Source organism: Legionella rubrilucens (assembly GCF_001468125.1).
Lineage (GTDB): Bacteria > Pseudomonadota > Gammaproteobacteria > Legionellales > Legionellaceae > Legionella_C > Legionella_C rubrilucens.
The window spans coordinates 54,017-79,107 of the sequence record NZ_LNYT01000004.1; the positions used below are offsets into that span (position 1 = coordinate 54,017).

Below are 25,091 nucleotides of genomic sequence, written 5' to 3' on the forward strand. Positions count from 1 at the left end.
GGCAGGGGCACAGACGGTTGATTATAGACCCCCGGTTGAGAGTAACGACATAAATATCATACTCGTTCATTTAACATTGTGCGGCTGACACATTTGATTTCATAACCACCGTCACTAGGCGAATAACGGGATCTTTGATAGCATGAGTCAGACCGTCTTATGCGATATACCCCGTTTTTATGCAAGGCTGCTGATTTCAAGGATTGACACAATTTATGAGCATGAAAACCCCACGTAAGCAGGCTGAGTTGCCTCGTACTCAACTTTTAGCAGCGCGTGCTTTCGCTTCAATCGAACGCTTTCTACACATCGAAGCCGCCAGTGGCATTGTTCTGCTCATCGCAGCAGCTATCGCATTGGTATGGTCTAATTCACCTTTTGCTGCAAGCTATACACGTATTTGGCACACCCCTCTCTCAATCCGTTTAGGTCAATTTGAATTTTCTCACTCCCTGCATTTTTGGATCAATGATGCCCTAATGACTTTTTTCTTCCTCGTAGTGGGAATGGAGATACGCCGTGAGATTCATGAAGGTTCATTAAGCGATAGGAGGCAGGCGATACTTCCTGTTATTGCAGCGCTGGGGGGAGTGGTTTTACCTGCATTGATTTTTCTAGGATTTAATTTTCAGCCGATTCTGCGAAATGGTTGGGCGATTCCAACAGCCACCGATATAGCCTTTGCATTGGGTATGCTTGCATTGCTGGGACGCTCTATACCGGGAAATATTCGCATATTCCTGCTAACCCTGGCCATCATTGACGACATTATTGCTGTACTTATTATCGCCCTGTTTTATTCCGGCGGCCTGGATTACACAGGTTTTCTGATAGCTGGTTTTGGCATCATGCTGGTACTGGGCTTTCAGCGCATTGGCATCGGCTCCGCCTTTGGTTACATTATTCCCGGAGCCATTATCTGGACTGGGATGCTGATCACCGGTGCCCACCCCACTCTCGCTGGTGTTGTTCTTGGATTAATGACACCCGTCGTATCAGTCCCCATGCCGGAGCGCCCTTTGGATACTCTATCCCGTATTGCAAACGAACTCACTGGTCAAAATATAAAAATGGAATACGAACACAAGTTGGCCCGCTCGCTTCGAAAGCTTAAGCTCGCACAGCGTGAATTGTTGCCCCCGGTTGTTCGTGTTCAGAAGGCTTTGCATCCCTGGGTTGCTTACATAATCATGCCATTATTTGCATTAGCCAATGCTGGTGTGAGCATAAGTAGCAAGTCTTTTTCTGGTGATCATGAAATACGAATTATTCTTGGCGTTGTCATTGCTCTGGTAATAGGAAAATCAGTTGGCATTCTGAGCATGAGTTGGATTTCTGTTCGGATGCGGTGGGGCCAATTGCCGCCTGATGTGACCTGGAAAGGTATCACGCTAGTAGGTCTTCTTGCTGGCATAGGATTTACTATGTCTATTTTTATTACAATGCTGGCCTTTGAGGATCACAATCTACAAAATGCGGCAAAGCTTGGGGTATTAATTGGCTCATTTACAGCAGCCGTATTGGGTTTAATCTGGGGTAAAATCCAGACCGAAAAGCAGACACTGGATCAGTAAACAGGATGCAAGGTATAACCAAACTCCTTAACCCTGAATTAACAGTCGGTCCACTGTGCCATTCTTCAGCAAGTGAGTATCAATTATTTCATCTATGTCTTCAAATGATGAATAGGTATACCACACGCCCTCGGGGTAAATCACAACGCAGGGGCCTAAGCTGCAACGGCCGAGACACCCGGATTTGCTGACGCGGATCTTGCCTGGACCGTGGACTTCAAGTTCCAGCAATTTCTCTTTCAGGTAGGCAAAATAAGGCTCACCACCGTGATTGGCGCAGCAGGTTTTACCTGCCGGCTTCTGGTTGGTGCACAGAAAAACATGTCGGGTGTAATGATTCAAGGGTTACTTGCCTCGTTCTTCAATTTTTGTTTTTAACTTCAACCCGGGTTTAAAGGTCACTACCCTTCGGGCAACCACTGGAATTTCTTCCCCGGTCTTGGGGTTTCTGCCTGGACGCTGCGGTTTGTCGCGCAGGGTGAAATTACCAAAACCAGAGAGTTTCACATGCCTGCCGTTTTCCAAGGCATGGCGAATGGTTTCAAAAAACTGTTCCACCATGATTTTGGCTTCCGGCTTAGGCAGCCCCAATTCATTGCATAATGTTTCTGCGATCATTGCTTTACTTAGAGCGTTCACGATTACTCCCTCAATGTTATAGCAAATTTCTCATCCAGTTTTTTGATTATAGCACTGATTATCTCATTGATCTCATGATCAATCAGGGTGCGCTTATCATCCTGCAGGGTCAGTGCGATCGCAATGCTTTTCTTGCCAGCCGGGATTGAATCGCCGGTGTAGACGTCAAACACATCAAATGATTTAAGCCAGCCGTTGGCAACGGTACTCTGAATCAGGGCTTCAATGGCAGCCACAGAGACCTGTTCATCGACCAGGAGGGATAAATCACGGCGGATTTGCGGGAATTTCGAAATCGGCTGATACCTGACTGGCGCCACCTGAGCAAGCGCTGCCAATGTCAGCTCAAACAGAATGACTTCGTCGCTAACATCCAGCGCCTGTGCCAATCGGGGGTGAAGCACACCGCACCAGCCGATGGCTTTCCCATCCCGCATGATATGGGCTGATTTACCGGGATGAAGCGCGTCATGATCTGCTTTTTGAAAGGCAATGTCCTTGAGATGCAGCGAAGCAAACAGCGCTTCCAAATCCCCTTTAGCATCATAAAAATCAAAAGCACGCGTCTGCTCAAGCCAGTTTACCGCCCCACTCTGTCCGGTTAACAGACCGGCAAAACAAGCCTGCTCGGTCAGCTTGCCGTGTTTCACATCAAAAACAACGCCGTTTTCAAAAAATTTAATCGTTGGCTGCTGGCGATGGATGTTGTACACCATCGATGCGATGAGGCCAGGCCACATGCCTGCCCTCATTTGCGACAGTTCCGAAGAAATGGGATTCAGCAGGTTCATGAACTCATTGGCCGGATAAAGGGCGGCCTGCAATTCAGGGTCAACAAAGCTGTAGCTGATGGTTTCATGATAACCGCGAGCCATAAAAAACTGTGACAATTGCTTGCTCAGGGTTTCCAGCGGGTTAATGACGCCAGCCTGCACGGTGGTAATCATTTTATCGCCGGGAATCCGATCATAACCGTATAAACGCACGATTTCTTCAATCAGATCGACATCCAGCCGCATGTCGAAACGATGAGTCGGCGGGGTCACTTTCCAGACAGCGCCCTGATGATCAACCGTCATGCCCAATCCCTGCAGCATGTCCAACATGTCCTGGGGCCCCACCTCAAGGCCAGTCAATTGTTTGACCTTGCCGGGTTTCAATTCAATCACTTTGTTTTGCGGCAAATGTTCAACCTGGCTGACCCGCGATACCGGACCTGCCTTTCCTCCTGTGATATTCAGCAACAATTCGGTAGCCCTTTCGATGGCTAAGCCTTGTAAAGCGGGATCCACACCGCGTTCAAAACGCTGGGAGGAATCCGTACTCAAACCGTAACGCCGCGCAACGCCAGCAATGGTAACCGGATTAAAGAAAGCACTTTCCAAAAAGATATCCACGGTTTCTTCTGTCACACCGCTGTGAGCGCCGCCCATGACTCCGGCAATAGCCACCGGCTGACTGGCATTGGCAATGACCAGTTCATTGCCCGTCAGTTCGGCCTGCTGACCATCGAGTAACTCAATCACCTCCCCTTTCTGACTCTTACGTACCCGGATGCCGCTCTCGACCAGTTTTAAATCAAATGCGTGCATGGGTTGTCCAAGTTCCAGCATCACATAGTTGGTGATATCAACCACAGGATGAATGGCGCGAATTCCTGAACGGCGAAGTTTTTCACGCATCCACAAAGGCGTTTTCGCCTGGGGGTTAATACCGCGGATAACGCGGCCGTAATATTGCGGACAACCTTCCCTGTCGAGCAGTTCAATGCTGATTTCTTCATCCATGGCGGGCGGGCAATGGGCCGCAGCCGGTTTTTTTAAGGGTAATCGACTGATGGCCGCTACCTCACGGGCTATCCCCAACACACTCAGGCAATCAGCACGGTTAGGCGTCAAATCAATGTCCAGTACCTGATCATTAAGCATCAGGTAGTCTCTGAGGTCCTGTCCGATAGGCGCGTCCTCATCCAATTCGATGATGCCTTCTGACGCATCCGCCAACCCAAGCTCAGCAGCAGAACACAGCATGCCCTGTGACAATTCACCGCGCAGGGTCGATTCCTTGATGGTCAATCCTCCCGGGAGTGTGGCGCCCACCTGGGCTAAAGCCACCTTTAAGCCCGTGCGGACATTGGAGGCACCGCAAACCACTTTAAGCCGCTTGCTGCCTGTATCCACTTCGCACAAAGTCAGCTTATCGGCCTGCGGATGGGGCGTCGTCTGCTTCACCTGCGCCACAATGACTTTATCAAAAGCCCCGGCAACCGGATTGACTGCGTCGACTTCCAAACCTGCCATTGTTAAAAGTGCAGCCAGTTCTTCTGCGTTTTTTGCAGGATTTACCCATTCACGTAACCATAATTCACTAACTTTCATCGTCAATACCTGTCCACTGTTTGGAGACTTTCCATCCGTTGCCGAGCTTGGCAACGACTAGAATTGCTTTAAAAAGGTTAAATCGTTTTCAAACATCATGCGCAGATCGTCAATGCCAAAATACAGCATGGCCAATCGGTCCATACCCATACCAAATGCCCATCCCTGATAGTCTTCGGGTGAAATATTCACCGCAGCCAACACATTAGGATGCACCATGCCGCAGCCTAAGACTTCAAGCCAGCCAGTGAATTTGCAGGAACGGCAACCCGCTCCAGAACATTGGGTGCATTCGATATCGACTTCCGCTGAAGGTTCTGTAAAAGGGAAATAAGACGGCCTGAATCGTAAAGCCAGTTCGCGGCCAAAAAAAGCGGCGAAGAAATCATGCAGTAGGCCACGTAGTCCGGTTAAAGTCGCTTCCTTATCCACCAGCAATCCTTCAACCTGATGGAACATGGGGGTGTGCGTTAAATCGGAATCACAACGGTAAACGCGTCCGGGCGCAATAAGACGCAGGGGCGGTTGACGGGTTTCCATGGTGCGAATCTGCACCGGGGACGTATGAGTACGCAGTAAATGGCCATCACCAAAATAAAAGGTATCATGCATCGCGCGTGCGGGGTGATGTCCAGGAATATTCAATGCTTCGAAATTATAAAATTCAGTTTCAATTTCCGGGCCGCTGACAATATCAAAACCCAATCGGCTGAAGTAATCATTAATGAATTGCTTAACCTGGGTGACCGGGTGCTGAGAACCATACTTGGGCTGCCGACCCTTTAAGGTGATATCAATGCGTTCTGATTCGAGTTTTTTCTGAAGCAGGTCTTCTTTCAATGCCAGCATCTTGTCTTCAATCAGCGCGCTGATGGCTTGCTTCGCCTGATTAACCAATTGACCAACACGCGGTTTTTCCTCGGGCGGCAGAGCGGCTAATCCTTTCAGAATTTCTGTAAGCCGACCTTTTTTACCCAAATAGTCAACACGTATCCCTTCCAGCGCATTGATATCCTGGGCCTGGCGGATGGCTTCCGACGCATGTTGCTGCAACTCGATAATATCTTGCATGATTTTGCCTACATGTAAAAAAGGAGGCAAAAGCCTCCTCGTTATTCAACAAACACTCAGTTTATTTTGCAAGGGCGGCTTTCGCTTGCTCAGCAAGAGCTGCAAATGCAGGTTTATCATAAACAGCCATATCGGCGAGGATTTTACGATCCAGCTCGATTGCGGCCTTTTTCAAACCATTAATCAATTGGCTGTAAGAAATACCGCACTCACGCGCCTGGGCATTGATACGGGTAATCCACAAAGCACGGAACTGGCGTTTTTTCTGACGTCTGTCACGGTAAGCATACTGACCCGCTTTGATAACGGCCTGCTTGGCTACGCGATAGGTCCGGCTCCGGGCACCGTAATACCCTTTGGCTTGATCTAATATTTTTTTGTGACGGGCTTTCGCAGTCACACCACGTTTAACTCTTGGCATTTTTTATCCTCCCCTTAACTACCATGCAACATACGAGCGGCCAACTTGGCATCACAATCTTTCAAACGACCGGACGCAACACGCAAATGGCGCTTTTGCTTGGTGGATTTTTTAGTGAGGATGTGATTCCTGTAAGCGCCGCGACGCTTGATAGAACCACTCGCTGTCTTACGGAAGCGTTTGCTCGCTCCACGATGTGACTTTAATTTAGGCATAAAAATATACTCCGCATTTTTATTTTGCTACATACACGATGAAGTGACTGCTGGACAATTGGGGTGATTACATCCCGGACGTCAGAAAACCACTCTACTTTTTCTTAGGCGACAACACCATCAATAACTGGCGTCCTTCACGTTTCGCCTGCTGTTCAACCACGCCGTATTCGGCGGTGTCTTGTTGCAAACGCTCCATGATTTTCATACCAATATCCTGGTGAGCCATTTCACGACCACGGAACCGCAGCGTGACTTTGACTTTGTCCCCATGATTTAGGAAACGTATCAGGTTGCGTAGCTTGACCTGATAATCCCCATCTTCCGTCGTAGGACGGAATTTCAGCTCTTTAACTTGAATCTGCTTCTGCTTTTTACGTGCTTCAGCCTGTTTTTTACTCAACTCAAAGAGAAATTTACCATAATCCATGATGCGGCAAACAGGAGGTTTGGCAGTCGGTGAAATCTCCACCAAATCTAAACCGCTTTCCTCCGCTGCGCGCAACGCTTCACGCGTTGAAATAATACCTGCTTGGTTGCCATCAGCATCAATTAAACGTACTTCGGGTACATTGATCTGTTCATTAACTCGTGCGCGATCATTATCACGCTTGTTTGTTACACTAATGGTCTTATCCTCCAAACTTGGGTTTACATGCGGCTCTTCGCAGCGATTTCCTGCTGCAGAGTCTCGCCAATTTTATCAATACTCATGACTCCCAGATCAGCTCCTTCACGAGTCCTGACAGCAACAGAGCCGCTTTCGACTTCTTTGTCGCCTATAACCAGCAAATAGGGAACCTTTTGCAGAGTATGCTCGCGAATTTTAAAGCCTATTTTCTCATTTCTCAAGTCAAAATTTGCACGAATACCTTGTTTTTGCAAAATTTCGGTAACTTTCGTGGCAAAAGCATCCTGCTTTTCACTGATGGTCAGCACCATCGCCTGGACCGGCGCCAGCCATAAAGGGAACTTCCCAGCGTAATGTTCGATGAGAATGCCCATGAAGCGTTCAAACGAACCTAAAATAGCCCGGTGCAGCATGACCGGTGTTTTTTTACTGCCATCCTCAGCCACATAACTGGCCTCCAGGCGATCCGGCATGGAGAAATCAACCTGAATTGTACCACACTGCCAGATACGGCCTAATGAATCAGCCAGCGAGCATTCAATTTTCGGACCGTAAAAAGCCCCTTCTCCCGGCGCGTCAACCCAGGTAATGCCGCGACTGCGCATCGCTTCCTGCAAAGCACCTTCCGCTTTATCCCAAACGGCATTACTGCCTACCCGCTTTTCAGGACGCAGCGCAAGACGGTACTTGATTTCATTAAAACCAAAATCAGCATAAACCGATTGAACCAGCTCGAGCATCATCGCCACTTCCGACTGGATTTGCTCTTCCGTACAAAAAATATGTGCATCATCCTGCACCATGTTGCGTACCCGCATTAAACCATGCAGGGAGCCGGAAGGTTCGCAACGGTGACAGTTGCCAAATTCGGAAAAGCGCAAGGGCAAATCCCGATAACTTTTTAAACCATTATTATAGACCTGAACATGACAGGGGCAGTTCATGGGTTTAACTGCGTAATGACGATTTTCCGTCTCGGTGACAAACATCTCGTCACGGAAATTATCCCAGTGGCCTGATTTCTCCCACAATGTTCTATCCACCAATTGAGGTGTTCTGATTTCCTGATACCCAAAATGACGCAGGCGCTCGCGCATGTACTGCTCAAGCATTTGATAAATTGTCCAACCTTTCGGGTGCCAGAATACCATTCCCGGAGCAATTTCCTGAAAATGAAACAAATCCAGAGCCTTGCCCAGTTTGCGATGGTCGCGCTTTTCGGCTTCCTCAATGCGATGCAGGTAACTTTCCAGCGCTTTTTTATCACCCCAGGCCGTACCGTAAATGCGCTGCAGCATTTCATTATTGGCATCACCGCGCCAGTAGGCACCCGCCACCTTGGTGAGTTTAAACGCTTTTAAACGGCCGGTAGAAGGCACATGCGGACCACGGCATAGATCTTCAAAATCGCCTTGTCTGTAAAGGGAAATCACTTCACCGGCAGGGATGTCGGCAATGATTTTTGCTTTATATTCTTCGCCTATACTACGGAAATAGGCAATGGCTTCATCACGCGGCATTTCCCGTCGTGTGACCGGGTAATCGGCTTTGGCCAACTCGGCCATTTTAGCTTCGATGCGATCGAGGTCGTCCGGAGTAAATGGACGGCCAAAAGCGAAATCGTAATAAAAACCGTCTTCAATCACCGGACCGATGGTAACCTGAGCGCTGGGGAATAAACTTTTCACCGCCTGGGCAAGCAGGTGGGCAGTCGAATGGCGGATAACCTCCAGACTTTCTTCCTGTTTGTCGGTGATTAACAGCAAATCACTGTCGTTTTCAATGATGAAACTGGTATCGACTAATTGATTGTTCACCTTGCCGGCAAGCGTGGCTTTAGCCAGACCCGGGCTAATGCTGTTAGCCACATCAAAGACAGAAACAGCCTGTTCAAAATGCTTTATTTGACCATCAGGCAGTTTAATGTTTGGCATGTTGTTCTCCTTCCCCCTACCAGGCTCTCATTTATACTGAATTTAGGGATCGATAGCAATCGGGTTTTACATACGGTCACTGGACCATTTCCCATCCATTTTTTGTCAGACGCAAGACCCAAAAAAAAACCCTGCAAAGCAGGGTTAAGATGGTAGGCACGAGTGGGATCGAACCACCGACCACCACCATGTCAAGGTGGTGCTCTACCACTGAGCTACGTGCCTAGAATTCGTCACTATTTGCGAATGGCGGAGATTATATAAAAGCTATCTCGACAAAGCAAACATTATTTTCATCTCACTACCGCTCTTATCCCGTGAAAACAAGCCAGGCCCCAAGGCCCGGCTTGGCGAGGTTAACCGCTATGGTTAAACCACTTCGTTCTGGAAGGTAAGGCGCTCCCTGCATCCTCCCTTCTGCTGGACTCGAAACACTGGGTTTCGCGGCAATGGTAGCAAACACCCCCGATTTGTCAACCATTGATTTCCAAACGAAACCATCAGTTTCGTTTGGTTATGATTTACAGCCAAAGTCAAGCTTTGCTACACTTCATTCCTTTACCATTGAAGTTCAAGCATGGATAAAACCGGTTTAGCCAAACAATTCGCCTGCCGTCTGAAGGAGGCCATGATAAGCGCCGGCCTAACCTCTACCCGTTCGACTTCCGGCGTCTGTATTCATCAACTGGCCGAAATTACCCGTTACTCCTTACAGATTTGCCGGCGCTACCTGCGGGGAGAAGCCATTCCTGAGCCCATCAAGCTGATTGAACTGGCTGAAAAATTAAACACCTCACCAGGGTGGCTGCTTTTTGGCGAGCCTTACCCTTCGCAAAATGCGCAAAAACTGACAATTGACAAGAAACTACTTCACTATATTTTTTTACAGGCTAAGGCTTTATATAATGCCGCCGAAACGGAAGATACCGCGGCCTTTCTGACCAATCTGGTCAATGATGTCAGTCTGATCAGCGCCTCGGAGGAGCAATCAAAAAAGATCATTGATCTCGCCCTGTCTTCCGCCAATTACTTCAACCAATAACACGGGCGTCACGGGAACCTCATGAATACCGGCTGCAATTCAATAACACCCCATCCCCAACTTCTGGAGGTGTTGTTTGCCTGCAGACAACGCAGCGCGCGTGTATTTAATGATGTGCTGGGCCTGCATGACGTGGATCATCTCGCCATAGGTTTCGTCAGCCCGCAGCAGCAACTGCTTATCCTGTCCTCTACGCCGGCGCTTGAATTTAATCTCTTCAGCCGGCATTTGTGGCGCTTTGATCAAAGTTATTCGCTTACCTGGATAACCAAACAGGGTTTTGCCGGCTGGCAGAGTCTTTATCATCCGGCCTGCTACCATGAGTTGTTCTACTACAAGCAGTTAAAAACCCATTACCGGCGAGGGCATTCACTCGCCGTTGCCAATAAACACCAGCCGCTTGTTTTTTCTTATGCCAGCCATAAGGACACCGAAACGGGTGACATCAGCCGGGATCTCGGCAAAATGGGTTACTACTGTGCGCAATTATTGCAACCACTGGTTGAGCCATTGGGTTTTTAACAAGGCCTGTTCAAGGTCAACCACGATATGGCGGTTGACCTTGACGCGATCAATTCGTACAGGCATAGGAGGGATGGGTTGCGATGACATTTTGGTAGAGTTCTAGGGTTAAATCGGGAATGCCATCCCCTTTTTTCGAGTCGGGATTGCCTTCCCCGGCCTTGCTGTTAAGCGCCACAGCCACCGCGATGTTATTGCATTCACTCCAGACGTACATCACGCGATAGCCCAAAGTACTCCCTTCGTATACCCAGAAACGGTTTTTTGTTGATTTATCGTAATAATAACCCACACCCAGCCCAAAGCCTCGCGGATCATCGGCAGTGACCGTGTCGATGGGGCTTCCCGTTTCCATGGAGACAACCGATTTTAATTCCTGCAAGGCTTTTTCACGGTGTTCAGGACGAAACAATTTGCCATGATAGAGGAGTTGCACCCAGTGAACCACATCCGGCATGTCGGCAATGATGGCGCCTGCGCCGCCTGCCCAGGATAAATTATTTTCAGTAATATCCACCAGCGCTTTTTTATCGGTATCGTAGACATAGCCATGCGCCATGCGCGGCATGATTTGCTCATGCACTTTCTCACCTTCCGCACCAGCAGGGTAAAACGTGTTTTGCAGGTGATGCGGCTTGATAATCCGCTCCTGCAATTCCTGTGCAAATGAATTGCCGGTGACCGTTTCAATAATCAGGGCCGCGAGAATATAATTGGAGTTGGAATAATCGAAGCGATTCTTTGGCGGAGGCGGCAGCGGCTTGGCGGGGGAAGCATAATTCAACAGTTCCGCATCAGTCCATTGCACTTTAAAATCAGACTCGTCTTCTTTCTTTCCAAATTCTTCACTCGCGGTGTAATTAGGGATACCGCTGGTCATATTCAGCAACTGTTCGATGGTGACGTCCTTCCAGTGAGGGTATTGCGGCAACCATTTGCCCACTGGATCCTTAATCGATAATCGACCCTCGCCCTCCAGTTGTAAAATAATCGCGGCCACAAACGACTTGGTTATGCTGCCAATCTCAAACAGGCTGCTTGAATTGATCGGCTTGTTGTAGGGTGAACGGCCACTGACGCCAGCATAAAAACTATAAACAGAGCCTTTGTCAGCACCTTTTTTCTCAGGCAAAAAAACGGCAGCAGCAATACCCGTGACGTCTTCGATTTTCCCTTTGTGAACCAAATAATTGTCAATGACTTTCTGCAACCCCTGTTTCGACAATTGTTCACTGTCATGATTAGCCATCGTGGGAATGACATACCCTGCCGCGACAGTCAATAAGGCAAAACCAAGAATTTTATTTTTCATACCCTATCCTTATAGTACAAGCGCAATAATGGTCGCTAAAGATGCCAAGCTTACACGTTCGAGTATGGCATAAATTAATAGCGCACTCCATGTCAGCCTGAGTTGGTTGGCTTCTTTTGCGATAGGGAGCGCAGGGTTTCCAGCGACTCAGCGAGCTCCCCGGTTCTCACCTTATCCAGACGCTCAATCGCAGCAAGATCAATCGCGACCCAATCGCCATGAGGGTGTTGCAGCGTCTCAACCTGGTGGCTCATTGCACGCAGGTAAGCAAATTGAGTCCCCAGTTCACTGGAATAAAAACAAGGATTATTTTTGCCCGTTCCATGCTTGAAAAGGGAGAGTTTTCTAGGCAGCTCCTTGTGAACAAAGTTGGACGAATGAAACGACTGATCAGTCCGGCAATATTCATTGGCTACATGGACGGGTGCGTCGTATTGCGCGATACCGACCTTTAACCAGATTTGCTGTAGTGCATCCGGATTATGAGTGTGAAGTCTGATGTCGATATATTCTTTCATTGCTGTTTTAAGCGGGGTGAAATCAAAATGAACAGAGCCTTTCACCTCCACTCCGTTTTGCATGTAGCTCACCCCATTCTTATCCATGTCCTCACAACGCGTAAGTATCTCAGCGGCCGTATCGGCATCCATATACTTCTCAAGCAGACGACGCATGTGAGTGTCCTTTGCCCAGTAGGCGTATTCATAGGGAGTAATCTGTTTGAAGGTTCGCAACGAATAATCCGTGACTGTACTCGGTACTAACAGTAATTCAGGATGCATGGCTACGATGGCCTCTACCTTTTTCTGGTTTCCATTGACAACATTCAGTAGTAACAGATCATCGAGTCTCGCTGGCTGGAGTAAGGTACGGAATCGTTTATGAGTCGCAATGAAGGCGCTGATATCCTTCTCTTTTTCAAAGTAAGAGCTAATGACTTTCAGGGCATCGTTAGGCATAGTCTGAAAATAGGGATAGTGGTCCGTCAGGTTTTTTATTGCTTTGGGTAAATGTTTAATCGCCGATAAATCACTGATCAATTCCAACTGTTCATTAACCGGCAAACTAAAAAAATCACCTATTTTTTTCCTGTATTTTTCTAATGCACTGGGAGCCAGTTTGGTTTTTTCATCCATCCATTTTACAGCTTTCTCCTGCAAGACTTGAAAATCAAGGGGCTGTTTTTCGTTCTTGGAGAGTCCCATAGCTGACCTGCCTGCGTTAATGTGTGACTAATACTGTCGAAGTGTTCATTATATAACATATGAGTGGCCACATGGTATGAAACTTGCCTCCGTTGAGGAGACGTCATGAACGAGGATCCCGCATGAGCGAAGTTAAACCCCAGCACATGAATGCCACGATGGATGACCTTCTTGGCAACGGCGGAAAGGGACGCTACCTTTTTCTGACCGGTTCTGATGAGAGAGCGCAACAGATCAGCGAGCGATTTACCCAGGCTGTTGTCAAACGCCACCCTCGCCAGCATAACTTTTATCTAGGCACCCTGCCAGGCCAAAACGGCATGATTGACGCAGGTGCCATTTCCACCGGGATGGGGGGCCCGAGCGCCGACATTATCATTAATGAACTGATCGCTTTGGGCGCCCGACGATTATTACGAATCGGCACTGCCGCCTCCCTCCAGGCTGAACGGGTCAATGTTGGCGATCTGGTCATCGCTACCGGCGCCGTTCGTGATGACAAAGCCTCCTGGGACTATATTTATCGTGAATACCCGGCCGTGGCTTCTCTGGAATTTCAAGTCGCCGCAGGTCGGGCAATTAAAAAAAAGACGGTTTCCAGTAAAGCCCATTTTGGTCTGGTGCATTCCAAAAGCTCGCTGTTTGCACGGGAATTTAATTTAAGCCTGACAGAAGAAAACCGCCATTACATGGATGGGATACGCCAGGCCGGGGTGTTGGCTACTGAAATGGAATGTGCCCAGCTATTTACCTTGTCGTCGTTATTGTCTGCACGCAACCGGCAATTGCACCCCCAAAGTCCAGATCAAACCATTTTGGCCGGCGCCATTCTTGCCATCATTGGCGATGACAGGGCTTCCTTTTCCGATAACAAGGAGGCAACCAGCCACGCCGTGACTGCTGCCATTGAACTGGGTTTGGAAACCATGATGGAAATGCAGGCAATCGATGAAAACCCTCACAGCCTGTTTTAGCCGCGTCGACCGACTAGAAGTTTTCTCTGATCTTGGCCAGTTGATCGACGCTGTCTTTGAGCATGTTGCTGAAGGAGTGGAGATCATCGCCGCTAAATCCGTATTGATCAGGACCAGTGGTCATGCTGACTAAGGTTTTGATCGCATCAATGGCCTTTTGCACCTCTTCCGCCAGGGTTTGCAGGCGTTGGCGTCGTTCGTTTGTTTGTGAATTGGCAGGCTCCATCGCCAACGCCTCCATTTTGGCTTCAATTTCAACCTGAAGGCCTTTTAATTTTTGATTAAGACGCATGATATTATCGTGGGTCTCTTTATCCACATTCTGAATTTGAACAGCTGGATTATCACTCATTCTCTCTCTCCATCATCACGCGGTTTATGTATTTAGATTAGCGTATGCAGCCTGGTTTGTCAGTTTGGCAATAAATGCTATCATTGTCTTTTTTACGAACAGCGCTCATCATGTTACTGCATTTGTTATTCATTCTCGGGATTTGTGTTGAGGCCATGACCGGCGCCATTGCTGCCGGGCGCAAAAAAATGGACTTCTTTGGCGTGATGGTGATAGCCTGCATCACTGCACTGGGTGGCGGCACTGTTCGAGACATGTTGTTTAATACGCATCCAATTACCTGGGTCGCCCATCCGGAATACCTGTTATACACCTGTCTTTTTGCCTTTCTGACCATTTTTATTGCCAGCTCATTAGCCCGTATCATGAAAGTCTTTTTAATTCTTGATGCCTTAGGCCTCTCTACTTTTGTGATCATTGGCACACAAAAGGCACTGGCCAATGGGTTAACCCCGAGCATTGCCGTCATCAGCGGCATGTTGACCGGCATCAGCGGCGGGATGTTACGCGACATTCTGTGCAATGACATTCCCCTGGTACTTCGTAAGGAACTTTATGCCGTCATCGCACTGGCTGGCGCTGTACTGTACATTACCCTTGAGCATTTTCAAGTCAGCAACCATCTGACCATTTTAATCACCATGGCAGCCATCTTTATCACTCGATTAGTGGCCATTTTCTTTCATATTGAAATGCCAAAATTCGATTATTCTGCCAGTTTAAGTAAACGGCGAAGGCAATAAACGGGGTGTTTATTGCCTTCCTGCATCAGGCTTCGCGGACCTCGCGAATGACCACGTCTTCAAGCGGTACATCGCCATGCCCCATGCGCTGGCCTGTTTTGACTTTGACGATGGCATCGACCACATCCATACCCTCAACCACTTCGCCAAATACGCAGTAACCATAGCCTTGCGGGTGCTCCCCGGTAAAATTCAGGAAGGCATTATCCACCACATTGATGAAGAATTGGGAGGTAGCGGAATGCGGATCCATGGTTCTTGCCATGGCAATCGTCCCGCGTTTGTTGGGCTTGGCATTCTTTGCTTCGTTTTTGATCGGCGCATTGCCTTTTTTCTGCTCCATGTCCGCGGTCAATCCACCACCCTGGATCATGAATTTATCAATCACGCGATGAAACAGGGTATCGTTATAGAACCCGCTGCGGACATACTCCAGAAAATTATCGGCGGTAACCGGGGTATTTTCCTTATCCAGTTCGACATGGATATCGCCCATTGACGTTGAAATAATGACCATTCTTACTCCTCTTCAGTTAAACATGACGCTCGTCATTGGACGACGATAAAATCAAATCACGCATTTTAGCACAAACATCGTGCATGACATGAATATTATGAATACTCGCCAAGGCGGTAAATAACGTGGCTTTCTGTTTGAACAGATGGTGCAGAAAAGCCCGTGAATAATGTCGGCAGGTGTAGCATTGGCATCCCGGCATGATTGGGCTATCGTCCTTGGCATATTGCGCCTTTTTTATCTGGATCCGTTGATTTTCATGAGGACTGTCAAACTTAAGCCAATGCCCTTCTTTAATCACTTCGCCGCAATACAAGGCCCCATGGCGGGCATTGCGGGTAGGGGCCACACAATCAAACATGTCAACGCCCTCTTTGACAACATCGAGTAAATCCTGAGGCGACATGCCGACTCCCATGGTATAACGCGGTTTGTTTTCGGGGAGAAACGCATGGACCCAGCGGATGATTTCCACCGTTTTTTCCATGTCAAAACCAACGGTTTCGCCGCCAATTGCCACGCCGTCAGTCGTAACCGAGCTGACAAACGCTGCACTCTCGCGGCGTAAATCCTCGTAAATGCCGCCCTGGATAATGCCAAACAAAGCCTGGGAATAACCGTAGCGTGAATCGGGATGTTCCTGATGGTAGGCAATGGATTGTTTCAGCCAGCGGTGAGTACGCGTCATGATGTGCTGAGCTTCTTCTCTGCTTAAGGCATCGGGCGTGCATTGATCAAAAGCCATGATGATATCGGCACCAATGATTTTCTGGGTTTCAAGCGACATTTCCGGAGTCATGTGAATAACCCGGTCGCCATCAGGTAATTTAAAATGCGCCCCCTCTTCATCAATCGTACAAATCTCCTTGTTTCGTGAGAGGCTGAATACCTGAAAACCGCCGCTATCGGTCAACATCGGCCCATGCCAATTCATGAAGGGGTGCATGCCACCCGCCTTTTCAATCACTGTCATTCCGGGTGCGCAAAGCATGTGGTAGGTGTTGCCGCCCAATATGATTTGGCTGCCGGCCTCTGTTAATTCGTCCGGCATCATATTATTTACCCCGGCACGGGTGCCTACCGGCATGAATACGGGCGTGATGAATTCGCCATGGGCTGTTTTAACGCGGGTCACCCGGGCTTTATTATGGGGATAAGCGTGCAGGACTTCGCAGTGAAATGAACTCATGATTGGTTAATGCCTGTTGCAAATAAGCCATAATAGCCAACTGCGCGCCACTTGACCAGAAACTCTAGCGTTTGCTCAACACCAGCCAGTTGATTACTCCGGCGGCGATCATGCCAAGAAAATAAAGTGCAGACCAGGCCGGCATGGACAATCCCAACCAGGTCCAGGTGATTTCGGCACAATCCCCAGCGCCTAAGAACAGGGCATGCACCACATCCTGCCAGGGAAAATAGCGGATTAAGACATCCAGACCCGGCAGGCAAGCCGGGGTTTGTTCCGGCGGCAGGGATTGCAGCCAGATCTGGCGCGCTGCAAAATAAAACCCTGCTGCCGCAAAGGCAATGATCAATCCCGCGATGTATTTTCCTCCACGACTTACTCCCCAAAACCAGGACATCATGGTGAAAGCCAATAAGGCCATGACACTGAAACGCTGCATCAGGCAAAGCGGACAGGGCGTTAAGTCCTTGACCAGTTGAAAATAGAAGGAGGCTGCCAGCACAAACAGGGTTACAAACACCAGGAACAATTGCCAGTAACGGTAAAACGAATAATTCATGATTGAGGCAACATGTATAAAATCGCGTTTTTGATGTCCTCATCACTGCAATCCACACAGGTTCCTTTCGGCGGCATGGCATTGATGCCTTTGATCGCGGAGGCTGTCAGACCATTAATATCTTTTCGAGCGGCGATCCGTGCTTTCCATTCGGCTTCGACACGAAATTTGGGCGCCCCGGCCACACCGTCACGATGGCAGACGCTGCAATACTGATCATAAACCGCCTGACCCGGTTCCTTTTTTTCTACCGCAGCGGTCTGCACGGGCTGCGTGGATGGCGTTTGCGCCTGCTCTTCTTTCTGGACACGCACGCTGCCTACTGGTTTGATGCGGTTAATAATCTGCTGCTTGTCAAAATCATCCACCGCATAGATACCTGATGATAAGGCTATGAGCAAAATAAAAATGCCAAAGCGCATGGCGTGTACCTCATAAAATAAATTAATCAAAATGATACCGGTAAGCCCGGCGCATTTCCAGCGTCAAGGCACACCGGGAATCAGTATTAAAGCAACAGCAATTCCTCAGCATCCACCTCCTCGAGGTGACGATGATAAGACAGTATCCTGTCTTCCTTGACATCAAACAATGCCGTGCCTTGAACATAGGCGTAATAATAGGTGTCCTCGCCCTTGAGTGGGTAGGCAGGCACGAGATTATTCTCCCAGTTTGAATTTAAACTGTTGGCCTGCCAGAGGCAGGGAATTTTTTCCCCGCTTAACAGTTGCTCAAGGACCGGCCCATCCACTCCGTTGTCACGTGCCAGATCATAGTGCAAACGTAAATCCGATTGGTTTTTTACAATCAGGAAGCTCACACGGGCATCGTCATCCAGCAACAGGAAACTGCCGGAATTATCCGCGAGGTAATATTCGACAATGCCTTTTTCTTCGCGCAATTGCTTAAAAAATTCGGCAAAATGTTTATCATAAAGGCAACTGGGCGAAGTCACTGACAGCATGCGCACAATCATTTCCGACATCGCCTGAAAATACTGCCATTGCAGTTCATAAATACTCTTGGTGATCAATTCGGCTGCCAGCGGATCACTTTTCTGAATGTAACGATGGATCAATCCTTCATTGAAGGCCTCAATGGCTACTTTTTCATCCGCCTTACCCGTGAGCAGTATTTTTTTAATGTTGGTGTCGGCAATGCGGCGGCAAAATTCAATGCCATCCATGCCGGGCATGGCATAATCCACGACCACCACGGAAATTTCCGCGAACCGTCGGGGATTATAAATTTCCGCGTGAATGGCTGCCAGATTCAAATTAATGGTTTGATTGGTCAGCGGACAATGTTTAGCTTCCGTGTATTCGCTTAAGCAGCGCTGGCTCAGCATCTCGGATTCACCCCGTTTTCTGTGAATGCAATCCAGTGCATCAAACGGTGAATCGAACATGCGATAAGCCAATCCTTCATCCAATTGCAGCACGAAATTCAGCAAAAAATCGCGGCTGTCGTCAACAAACAGGGCAGTACTTGGAAAATAACAGGTGGGAATTGAATAATGTTGCATAGCTCCTCCTGAGCAAGCGTTCCAATAACAATACCAGTTATAAGCGCTGACAAAATGGTATTTACTGCGGAACAGGTGATGTCCGTGTCACCTGAATGATCAGGCCTTACAACGTGTTTATAAAAAATAACATAGGCTAATCTTTTTGCCAAATAAAAATCAGTCGTACTTGGGGAATGTCAATAAGAACTGAGTATAGACCCCTTCTTGCGATTCACATTGAATATCCCCCCCAAAACGCTGCATAACCAGTTTGCAAAAAGACAATCCAAGACCCGTCCCCATAAACGTGGTGGTATAAAAATGATTAAACAACCGAGCCAATTGTTGTTCAGACATGCCTTTTGCGGAATCCCTGAAATAAAGGAAATTGCACTTTTCCCCTTGCTCAGCCCAGATCACCACATCCCCTTTCTGCACCGTGGCGATGGCATACAAAGCATTCTTAATAAGATTAAATAACACATGCTGCATTAACAGCCTTGAACCATAAAAGTTAAAATTACCATGCCAGCTGATGAGCTGACGTTCTTCATTGCTTTTAAAAGGATAACGCTCCAGGGCTTGCTCAAGGCAATCCGCAATAGAGCAGGCCTCCAGCGTACAGTTTTGCAGCGAATTTTCACGGCCAGCTTTGACCAGCAGCATGTCAATGATGGTATTGGCATAATCAATTTCACTGACGATGCGCTCATGGATACCGGCTAATTGTTGCAATCGGTTGGGCCTGATGGCGTTGTTGAGCAACCCGTTTTCACTGGCTAAATGATAGGCTTGAACAAGTTGCGGCGAATACCGTGCCATGGCGACAGCCCCGCTTTTAATGCCGAGCAGCGGCGTTCGCAGTTCATGCGCAATCATTCCGGCAGCCGCTGCCATCCCGTCTAAACGCTGCTGTTGCAGCATGGCCGTTTTGTAGTTTACCGTTGAACCCACAATAATGACAAAGCTCACCACCAGCAGCATCTCGACATGTTCTTCGCCAAAATAGACCACGGGCGCTGACAGGTAATGGCAAAGCAGTGCCAATCCCCAGCCCAGCACCAGCAGAATAATCATCGTGGGCACATCAACGAGCAACACCAGAAGAAACACACTGCATAAAAGCGACATGGCCGATATCACGCTGGCATGACTCATTAAAAAGAAGTAGGAATAAAAAAAAGGCAACGCATAAAGAATGGTTATGAACCAGTACCAGGGCAGGTACGGCTTTAATCGCAAAGGCCAGTACGGCGTTAAGGCCAGACCTAAACCCAGCAGGCTTGCAACAAGCCTTAAGCTTAAATTTTCATAGGGTTGCGGAAACCAGTCTGTCCAAATCCAGTAGAATAAAGGAAACCCTGCAAAAGCAAGTATCCCTACAGCAACGAGCTGGTGTGCAGCATGCGACAGGCTGCGCTGCATTGAATGATCAAGATAGGTCACCGCCTTTTTGAAATTGCCCATCCGCATCCCTTCAGACTGACTGTAACAGCAAGAATTGACTACCGCCCGTTCAATGTCAAGCCTGAGCCGCGACAGGATGTACCCTTCATCTTACGTAAAAATTTGCATAATCGGCGTGGCGCAATGGCACCTTGGATATTATACTAAGAACAGGTTATAACTTCCTGTTTCTTATAGGAACAATTATCGTCCGTCACTTCACGCGATAATGGATATTCAATCAAATTCAACAAGGACTTGCCCATGACTAAACACCGTGATGACGCTCATCCCTCTTTGCCTTCCGAAGCAATGCCTGAGCGTCCTGAAGCAAAAAGCGAGTCTCGTCGTTCACACTGGTCGCCGCTCTCTCTGGCCGCCCTGGGGGTCGCGGTCCTGTCACTGATGTTAGCCTGGTATGCCCTTTCAGAGTCCCGCCAGTTCAATGAAGACAAGCAGAATCTTCAGACTGCATTTGAAAACATCAGCCAGGAGCAGCAACGTCATGTGCAGCAACTGAGCCAGTTACAGCAACAGGTTAAAAGCGCGCAAACCCGGTTGCAGGAGCGCCTGACTGAGTTAAACAACCACGTCAACACCGCCATGGCACAGCGGCTCTACCAAAAGCAGGATTGGGTCTTGCTTAAGGCGCGCTATTATCTTGAACTGGCGCAAATCAACGCGCATTGGACAGACAATCAGGAAACCACCGCGGCTCTTTTGCAACAGGCCGATGAATTGCTGAAAACCCTGTCTGATCAGCGCATCTATGAGATCCGCCAGGCCATTGCCAAAGAAATTGCCGAAGTGAAATCCTCTCCCACCCTGGATATTGCTGGATTAATGAGCCAGCTCGATGCGGCGCAAAGCCTCGTTTCCAAGTTGCCGATTAAGCAAAGTATCAGCAGTCCCTCGTCCAATGCGCTGCCTGCCGCGCAAAAAGGCACGCCTTCCGCCTGGCGGGAAAGGCTTAGGGAAAGCCTGAACCTCCTGGAAAAACTGGTCGTGGTCCGCCATCAGACAGACGACATCAAACCCATTCTTTCACCGCTCCATCAGGCCTTGCTCAGGGAAAGCATCCGTATGAATCTGCAGGAAGCCCAGTGGGCACTGCTGCAGAATAACGAGCAGGTTTATCAACAATCACTGGCCCAGGCCTTGAAAGACATCAACCGCACCTTTGAAAAAAAGGCGCCGGCCACTCAATCGTTGCTCAACGAACTGCATACCTTAAAACAAACGGCATTAAATCCTGCCCGCCCGGTGATCGGCCAATCCCTGCCGCTTTTGAATCAATTGATTGAAAGCAACACGGCAGCCACCCCTTCTGCCGAGCAACCGGCTTCCACTCAAAAGGATAACTGATGATGATACGGCTCTTTTTCATTTTCATTGTCCTCTTAGCCTCCGTCTGGCTGGGCATTCAATTAAGCCACGACCCGGGCTATCTGCTGATTGCCATTAATCACTGGACAGTGGAAACCACCCTGTGGGTAGCGATAATCTTAGCGCTGCTTGGCTTTTTTCTGCTTCATTACCTGCTTCTTTTAGGCGCCCGTCTAAGCCGAACTCCCCGCGCCTACAAAGCCTGGCGGCATAAACGGCGTACCCAGCATGCACAGGAACAGACCCGGCGGGGCTTGATTGAATTCAGTGAGGGCTATTGGTCAGAGGCCCGCAATAACCTGATAAAGGCCCTTCCCAATGCGGAAACCCCTTTACTGAATTACCTGACTGCCGCACGTGCGGCGCAGGAAATGGGCGACAATCAACTGCGCGATGATTATTTACGTGAGGCCCAGCAATCCATGCCTGAAGCTAAAATTGCCGTTGAACTAACCCAGGCCCAATTGCAGTTGGCCAACAAACAATGGGAACAGGCCTTGGCCACGTTAAGGCATCTTCAGGATTTAGCGCCTAAACACCCCTATGTTTTAAAGCTGTTAATCCATCTTTACCGGGAAGTGAGGGATTGGCCGCAATTGATTGCGCTTTTGCCGGAATTGAAAAAATACCGTGTGGTCACTGGTGCCGACTATGACAATTTACAGCATCAGACTTATCTGCAGGCCCTGTGCGATCTGGCAAAAGCCGGTCAAAGCGACGCCCTGACCCAGTTGGTAAACAACCTGCCCAGAGCCTTGACTTATGATCCTGAACTGATGGCTGAATATAGCCGCTACTTAGCCAAACAGGGGCAGGAAACGCAGGCAGAATCCATTTTAAGACAAGCCCTGCGTAAACAATACAGTCCGCTTCTGATTGATCTGTATGGGCAATTGAAAGTCAGCGAATCCCAACTCACCTTCGCGGAATCCCTGTTAAAAAAATACCCGGATTCCCCGGAGCTGTTGCTTTGCCTCGGCCGATTAAGCACACACAATCATTTATGGGGGAAAGCCCGCACCTATTTTGAAAAGAGTCTGGAGCTGGAACCCACCCCCCAGGCTTATAACGAGTTGGGGCAATTGCTGCAGGAATTAAATGATCCGGCAGGTGCCTGCCAGGCTTACCGACACGGGTTAACACTGGTCATTAATAAAAAATAATTACGGCTCGCCCGGAGTCACACGCAGGACCCCGCCTGATGCCCTGTTTTTCTGTCTTATAAAGGCCACGGCCCACCATAAGGCGCAGTAAAGCAAGGCATAGAACAAAGAGGCATTTTCTTCGTTCGCCCAGCTAAACAACGTTCGGGTGATCATCAGTTTTGCACTCACCACCGTCCCGTCAGCCAGAGTCCATTTCATCATGGCCTGGAGTTTTAGAAACAGGACGTGGAGAACATAAACCGCCAGCGCCTGAGTACCCAACACCACGAGAGGTTGTCCCCAACCCCTTAAGCCTTTGACATCCATAAGCCAGTAACAACCGCTGAAAAGGAGTAAGGCCATACCACCCGTCCACGCCACGTAGGAGCTTGTCCATAACGCCTTGTTAATGGGAAAAAAATGGCCCCAGAGCGCCCCGACAAACATTAAACCCAAGCCGATGATCAGGATAAGGCGGGCTTTGTGATCAGGGCGTGATTCGTCAAGCAGCCTTACGCCTAATAAATTCCCTATCAGGGCCGTGGCGATTGCAGGAAGAGTGCTCAGCAAACCTTCCGGATCAAAAGGGCCGGTATATAAATGACCGGGAGCCCATAACACACGGTCAATATATCCTACCCAGTTTCCTTTAAGGCTTAAGGTAATGAAACCCTGGTCAGGCACAGGAATAAAACAAAGAAGAAGCCAATACCCCAGCAATAAGGCGGCAGCGAGGAAAGCCTGAGTTCTTACTGTACAGGTTAAATACAACAGGGAAGCAGCCAAATAACACAGGGCGATACGCTGCAATACGCCATAAACGCGCAGATTAGGCCAATCAAAATGAGGAAAGGCGTTCAGCAGCAGACCGATTAAAAACAGCATGGCCGTGCGTTTAATTATTTTTGGCAGCAATTGCCTGACAGTAAGACCACGTGACAGGGCCTGAGACAAGCTGAATACAGAGGACGTCCCCACCATCAGAATAAAAAACGGAAAAACCAGATCCGCCAGGGTACACCCATGCCAGGGTGAATGCTCAAGCCAGGGATAAGCCGTTTGGTTTCCAGGACTGTTGACAATAACCATCAAAGCCACTGTCAATCCGCGAAACACATCCAGGGCCATGCAACGTGCCAGTGTTTTCTGCAATTGAAATTAATCCTTTTTAAGTGAGCTCTTAAAAGCAACGATATGCCGATACGCCTCGTCTATGCGTTTTTCGCTGATTTCACCTGCCTTGACTTTCGCTTCAATGAGATCAACCAGGGCTTTGGTTTCCTGAGGCTTATCGCTTAACTGATTACCAAACATAATCATGTCAGCGCCGGCATTAATCGCCAATGTCAGTGCCTTCTCAAGACCATAATGATCGCTGATGGCTTTCATTTGCATATCATCGGTGACAATCACGCCATCAAATTTTAACTTGTCACGTAAAAGTCCGGTTAATACTTTGTGGGATAACGTGGCAGGTAAACCCGATTCGTCGAGTTGGCGGTTAACGATATGGGCAGTCATGATCATACCGCAGGAGGACTGCTGATGCAGTAATTGCCGGTAAGGACGTAATTCCATGGTTTTCCAGGTTTGAGACACATCGACAAATCCGACATGCGAGTCGGCAGTCGAACTGCCATGACCGGGAAAATGCTTATAGGCGCATTGCAGACCATGCGCCCGTAAATGACTGGCAACGACACCGGCATAATGGGCCACCACCGTGGGATCAGCGGAAAAACTGCGGTGCAACTGACCAATAACAGGGTTGTCCGGGTTCACATTCACATCAATCAACGGGGCAAAATCCAGATTAAAGCCGTTGCTGCTTAAGGTCACCGCTATGGTTTCGGCCAGTTGATGAGCCTTGGCATCGTTTAGTCTGGCGAAAGCCTCCGCTGACGGGATGGCTGGAAAGCCGTATTTTGCATTCAGGCGGTTCACTTCGCCGCCCTCATAATCGACTGAAATCAGCAAAGGCAAGGGTTTGCGATGATGGCGGCGGTTGGCCTTGTCTGCGGCGTGCTGCAGCGCCCGGTTTAAGCGCTGAACCTGTTTGGGACTTTCAATGTTTTTATTAAAGGTCTCGGTCTGGTCACTGTAGTCAAATAAAATCACCCCACCAATGTTTTCTTCTGCAATGGCCTGGAGGATGGGGGAGTGCTTACCCACGGTTTTCCCTTCAAAACCCACAATAAGCATTTGCCCAATCTTGTCCCGCAAACGGCTGTCTGAAGCCTCCGATTCGCTGACCATGAACAGACTAAGCACCATGGCCAATGCACTGGCTAAATAGCTCATAGCCCCTCAAAAGGTTAAAAATTTAACA

At 48.7% G+C, this 25,091-nt stretch carries 27 protein-coding genes and 1 tRNA gene; 7 read left to right on the top strand and 21 right to left on the bottom strand.

Annotated features, from left to right (window positions below):
• Window positions 1-215: 215 nt before the first annotated feature.
• Entirely contained in the window at window positions 216-1,574 is a 1,359-nt protein-coding gene (gene nhaA, locus Lrub_RS01590; protein WP_058530452.1) for a Na+/H+ antiporter NhaA, read from the top strand.
• 27 nt (window positions 1,575-1,601) lie between these two features.
• Here nhaA and Lrub_RS01595 read toward each other — a convergent pair whose 3' ends face one another.
• From Lrub_RS01595 to Lrub_RS14705, 10 genes are all read right to left on the bottom strand, one after another.
• Window positions 1,602-1,916 (bottom strand): (2Fe-2S) ferredoxin domain-containing protein, encoded by a 315-nt coding sequence (locus Lrub_RS01595; protein WP_058530453.1) that lies wholly within the window; start codon window positions 1,914-1,916, stop codon window positions 1,602-1,604.
• Between the two features lie 3 nt (window positions 1,917-1,919).
• The gene (locus Lrub_RS01600; RefSeq protein ID WP_058530454.1) at window positions 1,920-2,213 is read right to left on the bottom strand and encodes an integration host factor subunit alpha; all 294 of its coding nucleotides are present in this window, start codon (window positions 2,211-2,213) and stop codon (window positions 1,920-1,922) included.
• A 2-nt stretch (window positions 2,214-2,215) separates the two neighbouring features.
• Entirely contained in the window at window positions 2,216-4,591 is a 2,376-nt protein-coding gene (pheT, locus tag Lrub_RS01605; RefSeq protein ID WP_058530455.1) for a phenylalanine--tRNA ligase subunit beta, read from the bottom strand.
• 57 nt (window positions 4,592-4,648) lie between these two features.
• On the bottom strand, window positions 4,649-5,662 hold the full coding sequence (pheS, locus tag Lrub_RS01610) for a phenylalanine--tRNA ligase subunit alpha (protein WP_058530503.1): 1,014 nt from the start codon (window positions 5,660-5,662) through the stop codon (window positions 4,649-4,651).
• Between the two features lie 61 nt (window positions 5,663-5,723).
• Entirely contained in the window at window positions 5,724-6,083 is a 360-nt protein-coding gene (gene rplT / locus Lrub_RS01615) for a 50S ribosomal protein L20 (RefSeq protein WP_058530456.1), read from the bottom strand.
• 14 nt (window positions 6,084-6,097) lie between these two features.
• Window positions 6,098-6,298 (bottom strand): 50S ribosomal protein L35, encoded by a 201-nt coding sequence (rpmI, locus tag Lrub_RS14480; RefSeq protein ID WP_082651407.1) that lies wholly within the window; start codon window positions 6,296-6,298, stop codon window positions 6,098-6,100.
• Window positions 6,299-6,392: 94 nt separating this feature from the next.
• A complete protein-coding gene (gene infC / locus Lrub_RS01620; protein ID WP_058526857.1) occupies window positions 6,393-6,926 on the bottom strand; it encodes a translation initiation factor IF-3 in 534 nt (177 codons plus the stop codon).
• 23 nt (window positions 6,927-6,949) lie between these two features.
• Window positions 6,950-8,863 carry a threonine--tRNA ligase gene (thrS, locus tag Lrub_RS01625; RefSeq protein ID WP_058530457.1) on the bottom strand — a complete coding sequence of 638 codons (1,914 nt, stop codon included), beginning with the start codon at window positions 8,861-8,863 and terminating at the stop codon, window positions 6,950-6,952.
• A gap of 150 nt (window positions 8,864-9,013) precedes the next feature.
• A tRNA-Val gene (locus Lrub_RS01630) sits at window positions 9,014-9,088 on the bottom strand.
• An 85-nt stretch (window positions 9,089-9,173) separates the two neighbouring features.
• On the bottom strand, window positions 9,174-9,344 hold the full coding sequence (locus tag Lrub_RS14705) for a hypothetical protein (protein ID WP_156413023.1): 171 nt from the start codon (window positions 9,342-9,344) through the stop codon (window positions 9,174-9,176).
• Between the two features lie 96 nt (window positions 9,345-9,440).
• Between Lrub_RS14705 and Lrub_RS01635 the strand changes: the two genes are divergently transcribed.
• Both Lrub_RS01635 and Lrub_RS14985 read left to right on the top strand, forming a co-directional pair.
• Entirely contained in the window at window positions 9,441-9,905 is a 465-nt protein-coding gene (locus Lrub_RS01635; protein WP_058530458.1) for a helix-turn-helix domain-containing protein, read from the top strand.
• Between the two features lie 21 nt (window positions 9,906-9,926).
• Window positions 9,927-10,427 (top strand): hypothetical protein, encoded by a 501-nt coding sequence (locus Lrub_RS14985; RefSeq protein WP_065235695.1) that lies wholly within the window; start codon window positions 9,927-9,929, stop codon window positions 10,425-10,427.
• A 49-nt stretch (window positions 10,428-10,476) separates the two neighbouring features.
• Here the strand turns inward: Lrub_RS14985 and Lrub_RS01645 are convergent, their stop codons facing one another.
• Both Lrub_RS01645 and Lrub_RS01650 read right to left on the bottom strand, forming a co-directional pair.
• A complete protein-coding gene (locus Lrub_RS01645) occupies window positions 10,477-11,739 on the bottom strand; it encodes a serine hydrolase domain-containing protein (protein ID WP_058530459.1) in 1,263 nt (420 codons plus the stop codon).
• A gap of 92 nt (window positions 11,740-11,831) precedes the next feature.
• Window positions 11,832-12,944: a hypothetical protein gene (locus Lrub_RS01650; protein ID WP_058530460.1), complete on the bottom strand. Its 1,113-nt coding sequence runs from the start codon at window positions 12,942-12,944 to the stop codon at window positions 11,832-11,834.
• Between the two features lie 122 nt (window positions 12,945-13,066).
• On the opposite strand from Lrub_RS01650, the gene Lrub_RS01655 reads away from it, so the two are divergent.
• Window positions 13,067-13,918: a nucleoside phosphorylase gene (locus Lrub_RS01655; protein ID WP_058530461.1), complete on the top strand. Its 852-nt coding sequence runs from the start codon at window positions 13,067-13,069 to the stop codon at window positions 13,916-13,918.
• A gap of 13 nt (window positions 13,919-13,931) precedes the next feature.
• Here Lrub_RS01655 and Lrub_RS01660 read toward each other — a convergent pair whose 3' ends face one another.
• Window positions 13,932-14,270, bottom strand: coding sequence for a hypothetical protein (locus Lrub_RS01660; protein WP_058530462.1), 339 nt, complete (start codon window positions 14,268-14,270; stop codon window positions 13,932-13,934).
• Window positions 14,271-14,380: 110 nt separating this feature from the next.
• Between Lrub_RS01660 and Lrub_RS01665 the strand changes: the two genes are divergently transcribed.
• Complete coding sequence (locus Lrub_RS01665) at window positions 14,381-15,013, top strand: trimeric intracellular cation channel family protein (protein ID WP_058530463.1); 633 nt, start codon at window positions 14,381-14,383, stop codon at window positions 15,011-15,013.
• A gap of 25 nt (window positions 15,014-15,038) precedes the next feature.
• On the opposite strand, the gene Lrub_RS01670 is transcribed toward Lrub_RS01665, so the two are convergent.
• The 6 genes from Lrub_RS01670 to Lrub_RS01695 form a co-directional block, all read right to left on the bottom strand.
• Window positions 15,039-15,530 (bottom strand): peptidylprolyl isomerase, encoded by a 492-nt coding sequence (locus tag Lrub_RS01670; RefSeq protein WP_058530464.1) that lies wholly within the window; start codon window positions 15,528-15,530, stop codon window positions 15,039-15,041.
• Between the two features lie 16 nt (window positions 15,531-15,546).
• The gene (gene tgt, locus Lrub_RS01675; protein WP_058530465.1) at window positions 15,547-16,719 is read right to left on the bottom strand and encodes a tRNA guanosine(34) transglycosylase Tgt; all 1,173 of its coding nucleotides are present in this window, start codon (window positions 16,717-16,719) and stop codon (window positions 15,547-15,549) included.
• Window positions 16,720-16,783: 64 nt separating this feature from the next.
• Entirely contained in the window at window positions 16,784-17,278 is a 495-nt protein-coding gene (locus Lrub_RS01680; protein ID WP_058530466.1) for a disulfide bond formation protein B, read from the bottom strand.
• On the bottom strand, window positions 17,275-17,700 hold the full coding sequence (locus Lrub_RS01685; protein WP_058530504.1) for a c-type cytochrome: 426 nt from the start codon (window positions 17,698-17,700) through the stop codon (window positions 17,275-17,277). Before Lrub_RS01685 ends, Lrub_RS01680 begins: the two co-directional genes overlap by 4 nt.
• 86 nt (window positions 17,701-17,786) lie before the next feature.
• Window positions 17,787-18,803, bottom strand: coding sequence for a response regulator (locus tag Lrub_RS01690; RefSeq protein ID WP_058530467.1), 1,017 nt, complete (start codon window positions 18,801-18,803; stop codon window positions 17,787-17,789).
• Between the two features lie 159 nt (window positions 18,804-18,962).
• The gene (locus Lrub_RS01695; protein ID WP_058530468.1) at window positions 18,963-20,252 is read right to left on the bottom strand and encodes a sensor histidine kinase; all 1,290 of its coding nucleotides are present in this window, start codon (window positions 20,250-20,252) and stop codon (window positions 18,963-18,965) included.
• 243 nt (window positions 20,253-20,495) lie between these two features.
• Here Lrub_RS01695 and Lrub_RS01700 point away from each other — a divergent pair, with 243 nt between their 5' ends.
• Window positions 20,496-21,596 (top strand): uroporphyrinogen-III C-methyltransferase, encoded by a 1,101-nt coding sequence (locus Lrub_RS01700; protein ID WP_058530469.1) that lies wholly within the window; start codon window positions 20,496-20,498, stop codon window positions 21,594-21,596.
• Between the two features lie 2 nt (window positions 21,597-21,598).
• Entirely contained in the window at window positions 21,599-22,780 is a 1,182-nt protein-coding gene (locus Lrub_RS01705) for a heme biosynthesis HemY N-terminal domain-containing protein (RefSeq protein WP_058530505.1), read from the top strand.
• On the opposite strand, the gene Lrub_RS01710 is transcribed toward Lrub_RS01705, so the two are convergent.
• The gene (locus tag Lrub_RS01710) at window positions 22,781-23,914 is read right to left on the bottom strand and encodes an acyltransferase family protein (protein WP_133134153.1); all 1,134 of its coding nucleotides are present in this window, start codon (window positions 23,912-23,914) and stop codon (window positions 22,781-22,783) included.
• 6 nt (window positions 23,915-23,920) lie between these two features.
• Complete coding sequence (locus tag Lrub_RS01715; protein ID WP_058530471.1) at window positions 23,921-25,063, bottom strand: glycoside hydrolase family 3 protein; 1,143 nt, start codon at window positions 25,061-25,063, stop codon at window positions 23,921-23,923.
• Between the last annotated feature and the right edge of the window lie 28 nt (window positions 25,064-25,091).

Excerpts from the sequence above, each read along its gene's own strand:
- Lrub_RS01700 (WP_058530469.1), top strand. The coding sequence starts at position 20,496 with ATGACTAAACACCGTGATGACGCTCATCCCTCTTTGCCTTCCGAAGCA.
- rpmI (WP_082651407.1), bottom strand. The coding sequence starts at position 6,298 with ATGCCTAAATTAAAGTCACATCGTGGAGCGAGCAAACGCTTCCGTAAG.
- Lrub_RS01660 (WP_058530462.1), bottom strand. The coding sequence starts at position 14,270 with ATGAGTGATAATCCAGCTGTTCAAATTCAGAATGTGGATAAAGAGACC.
- pheT (WP_058530455.1), bottom strand. The coding sequence starts at position 4,591 with ATGAAAGTTAGTGAATTATGGTTACGTGAATGGGTAAATCCTGCAAAA.
- rplT (WP_058530456.1), bottom strand. The coding sequence starts at position 6,083 with ATGCCAAGAGTTAAACGTGGTGTGACTGCGAAAGCCCGTCACAAAAAA.
- Lrub_RS01670 (WP_058530464.1), bottom strand. The coding sequence starts at position 15,530 with ATGGTCATTATTTCAACGTCAATGGGCGATATCCATGTCGAACTGGAT.
- Lrub_RS01645 (WP_058530459.1), bottom strand. The coding sequence starts at position 11,739 with ATGAAAAATAAAATTCTTGGTTTTGCCTTATTGACTGTCGCGGCAGGG.
- Lrub_RS01665 (WP_058530463.1), top strand. The coding sequence starts at position 14,381 with ATGTTACTGCATTTGTTATTCATTCTCGGGATTTGTGTTGAGGCCATG.
- Lrub_RS01655 (WP_058530461.1), top strand. The coding sequence starts at position 13,067 with ATGAGCGAAGTTAAACCCCAGCACATGAATGCCACGATGGATGACCTT.
- Lrub_RS01680 (WP_058530466.1), bottom strand. The coding sequence starts at position 17,278 with ATGAATTATTCGTTTTACCGTTACTGGCAATTGTTCCTGGTGTTTGTA.
- Lrub_RS01635 (WP_058530458.1), top strand. The coding sequence starts at position 9,441 with ATGGATAAAACCGGTTTAGCCAAACAATTCGCCTGCCGTCTGAAGGAG.
- pheS (WP_058530503.1), bottom strand. The coding sequence starts at position 5,662 with ATGCAAGATATTATCGAGTTGCAGCAACATGCGTCGGAAGCCATCCGC.
- Lrub_RS01650 (WP_058530460.1), bottom strand. The coding sequence starts at position 12,944 with ATGGGACTCTCCAAGAACGAAAAACAGCCCCTTGATTTTCAAGTCTTG.
- thrS (WP_058530457.1), bottom strand. The coding sequence starts at position 8,863 with ATGCCAAACATTAAACTGCCTGATGGTCAAATAAAGCATTTTGAACAG.
- nhaA (WP_058530452.1), top strand. The coding sequence starts at position 216 with ATGAGCATGAAAACCCCACGTAAGCAGGCTGAGTTGCCTCGTACTCAA.
- Lrub_RS01690 (WP_058530467.1), bottom strand. The coding sequence starts at position 18,803 with ATGCAACATTATTCAATTCCCACCTGTTATTTTCCAAGTACTGCCCTG.
- tgt (WP_058530465.1), bottom strand. The coding sequence starts at position 16,719 with ATGAGTTCATTTCACTGCGAAGTCCTGCACGCTTATCCCCATAATAAA.
- Lrub_RS01705 (WP_058530505.1), top strand. The coding sequence starts at position 21,599 with ATGATACGGCTCTTTTTCATTTTCATTGTCCTCTTAGCCTCCGTCTGG.
- Lrub_RS14705 (WP_156413023.1), bottom strand. The coding sequence starts at position 9,344 with ATGGTTGACAAATCGGGGGTGTTTGCTACCATTGCCGCGAAACCCAGT.
- Lrub_RS14985 (WP_065235695.1), top strand. The coding sequence starts at position 9,927 with ATGAATACCGGCTGCAATTCAATAACACCCCATCCCCAACTTCTGGAG.
- Lrub_RS01715 (WP_058530471.1), bottom strand. The coding sequence starts at position 25,063 with ATGAGCTATTTAGCCAGTGCATTGGCCATGGTGCTTAGTCTGTTCATG.
- Lrub_RS01685 (WP_058530504.1), bottom strand. The coding sequence starts at position 17,700 with ATGCGCTTTGGCATTTTTATTTTGCTCATAGCCTTATCATCAGGTATC.
- Lrub_RS01695 (WP_058530468.1), bottom strand. The coding sequence starts at position 20,252 with ATGGGCAATTTCAAAAAGGCGGTGACCTATCTTGATCATTCAATGCAG.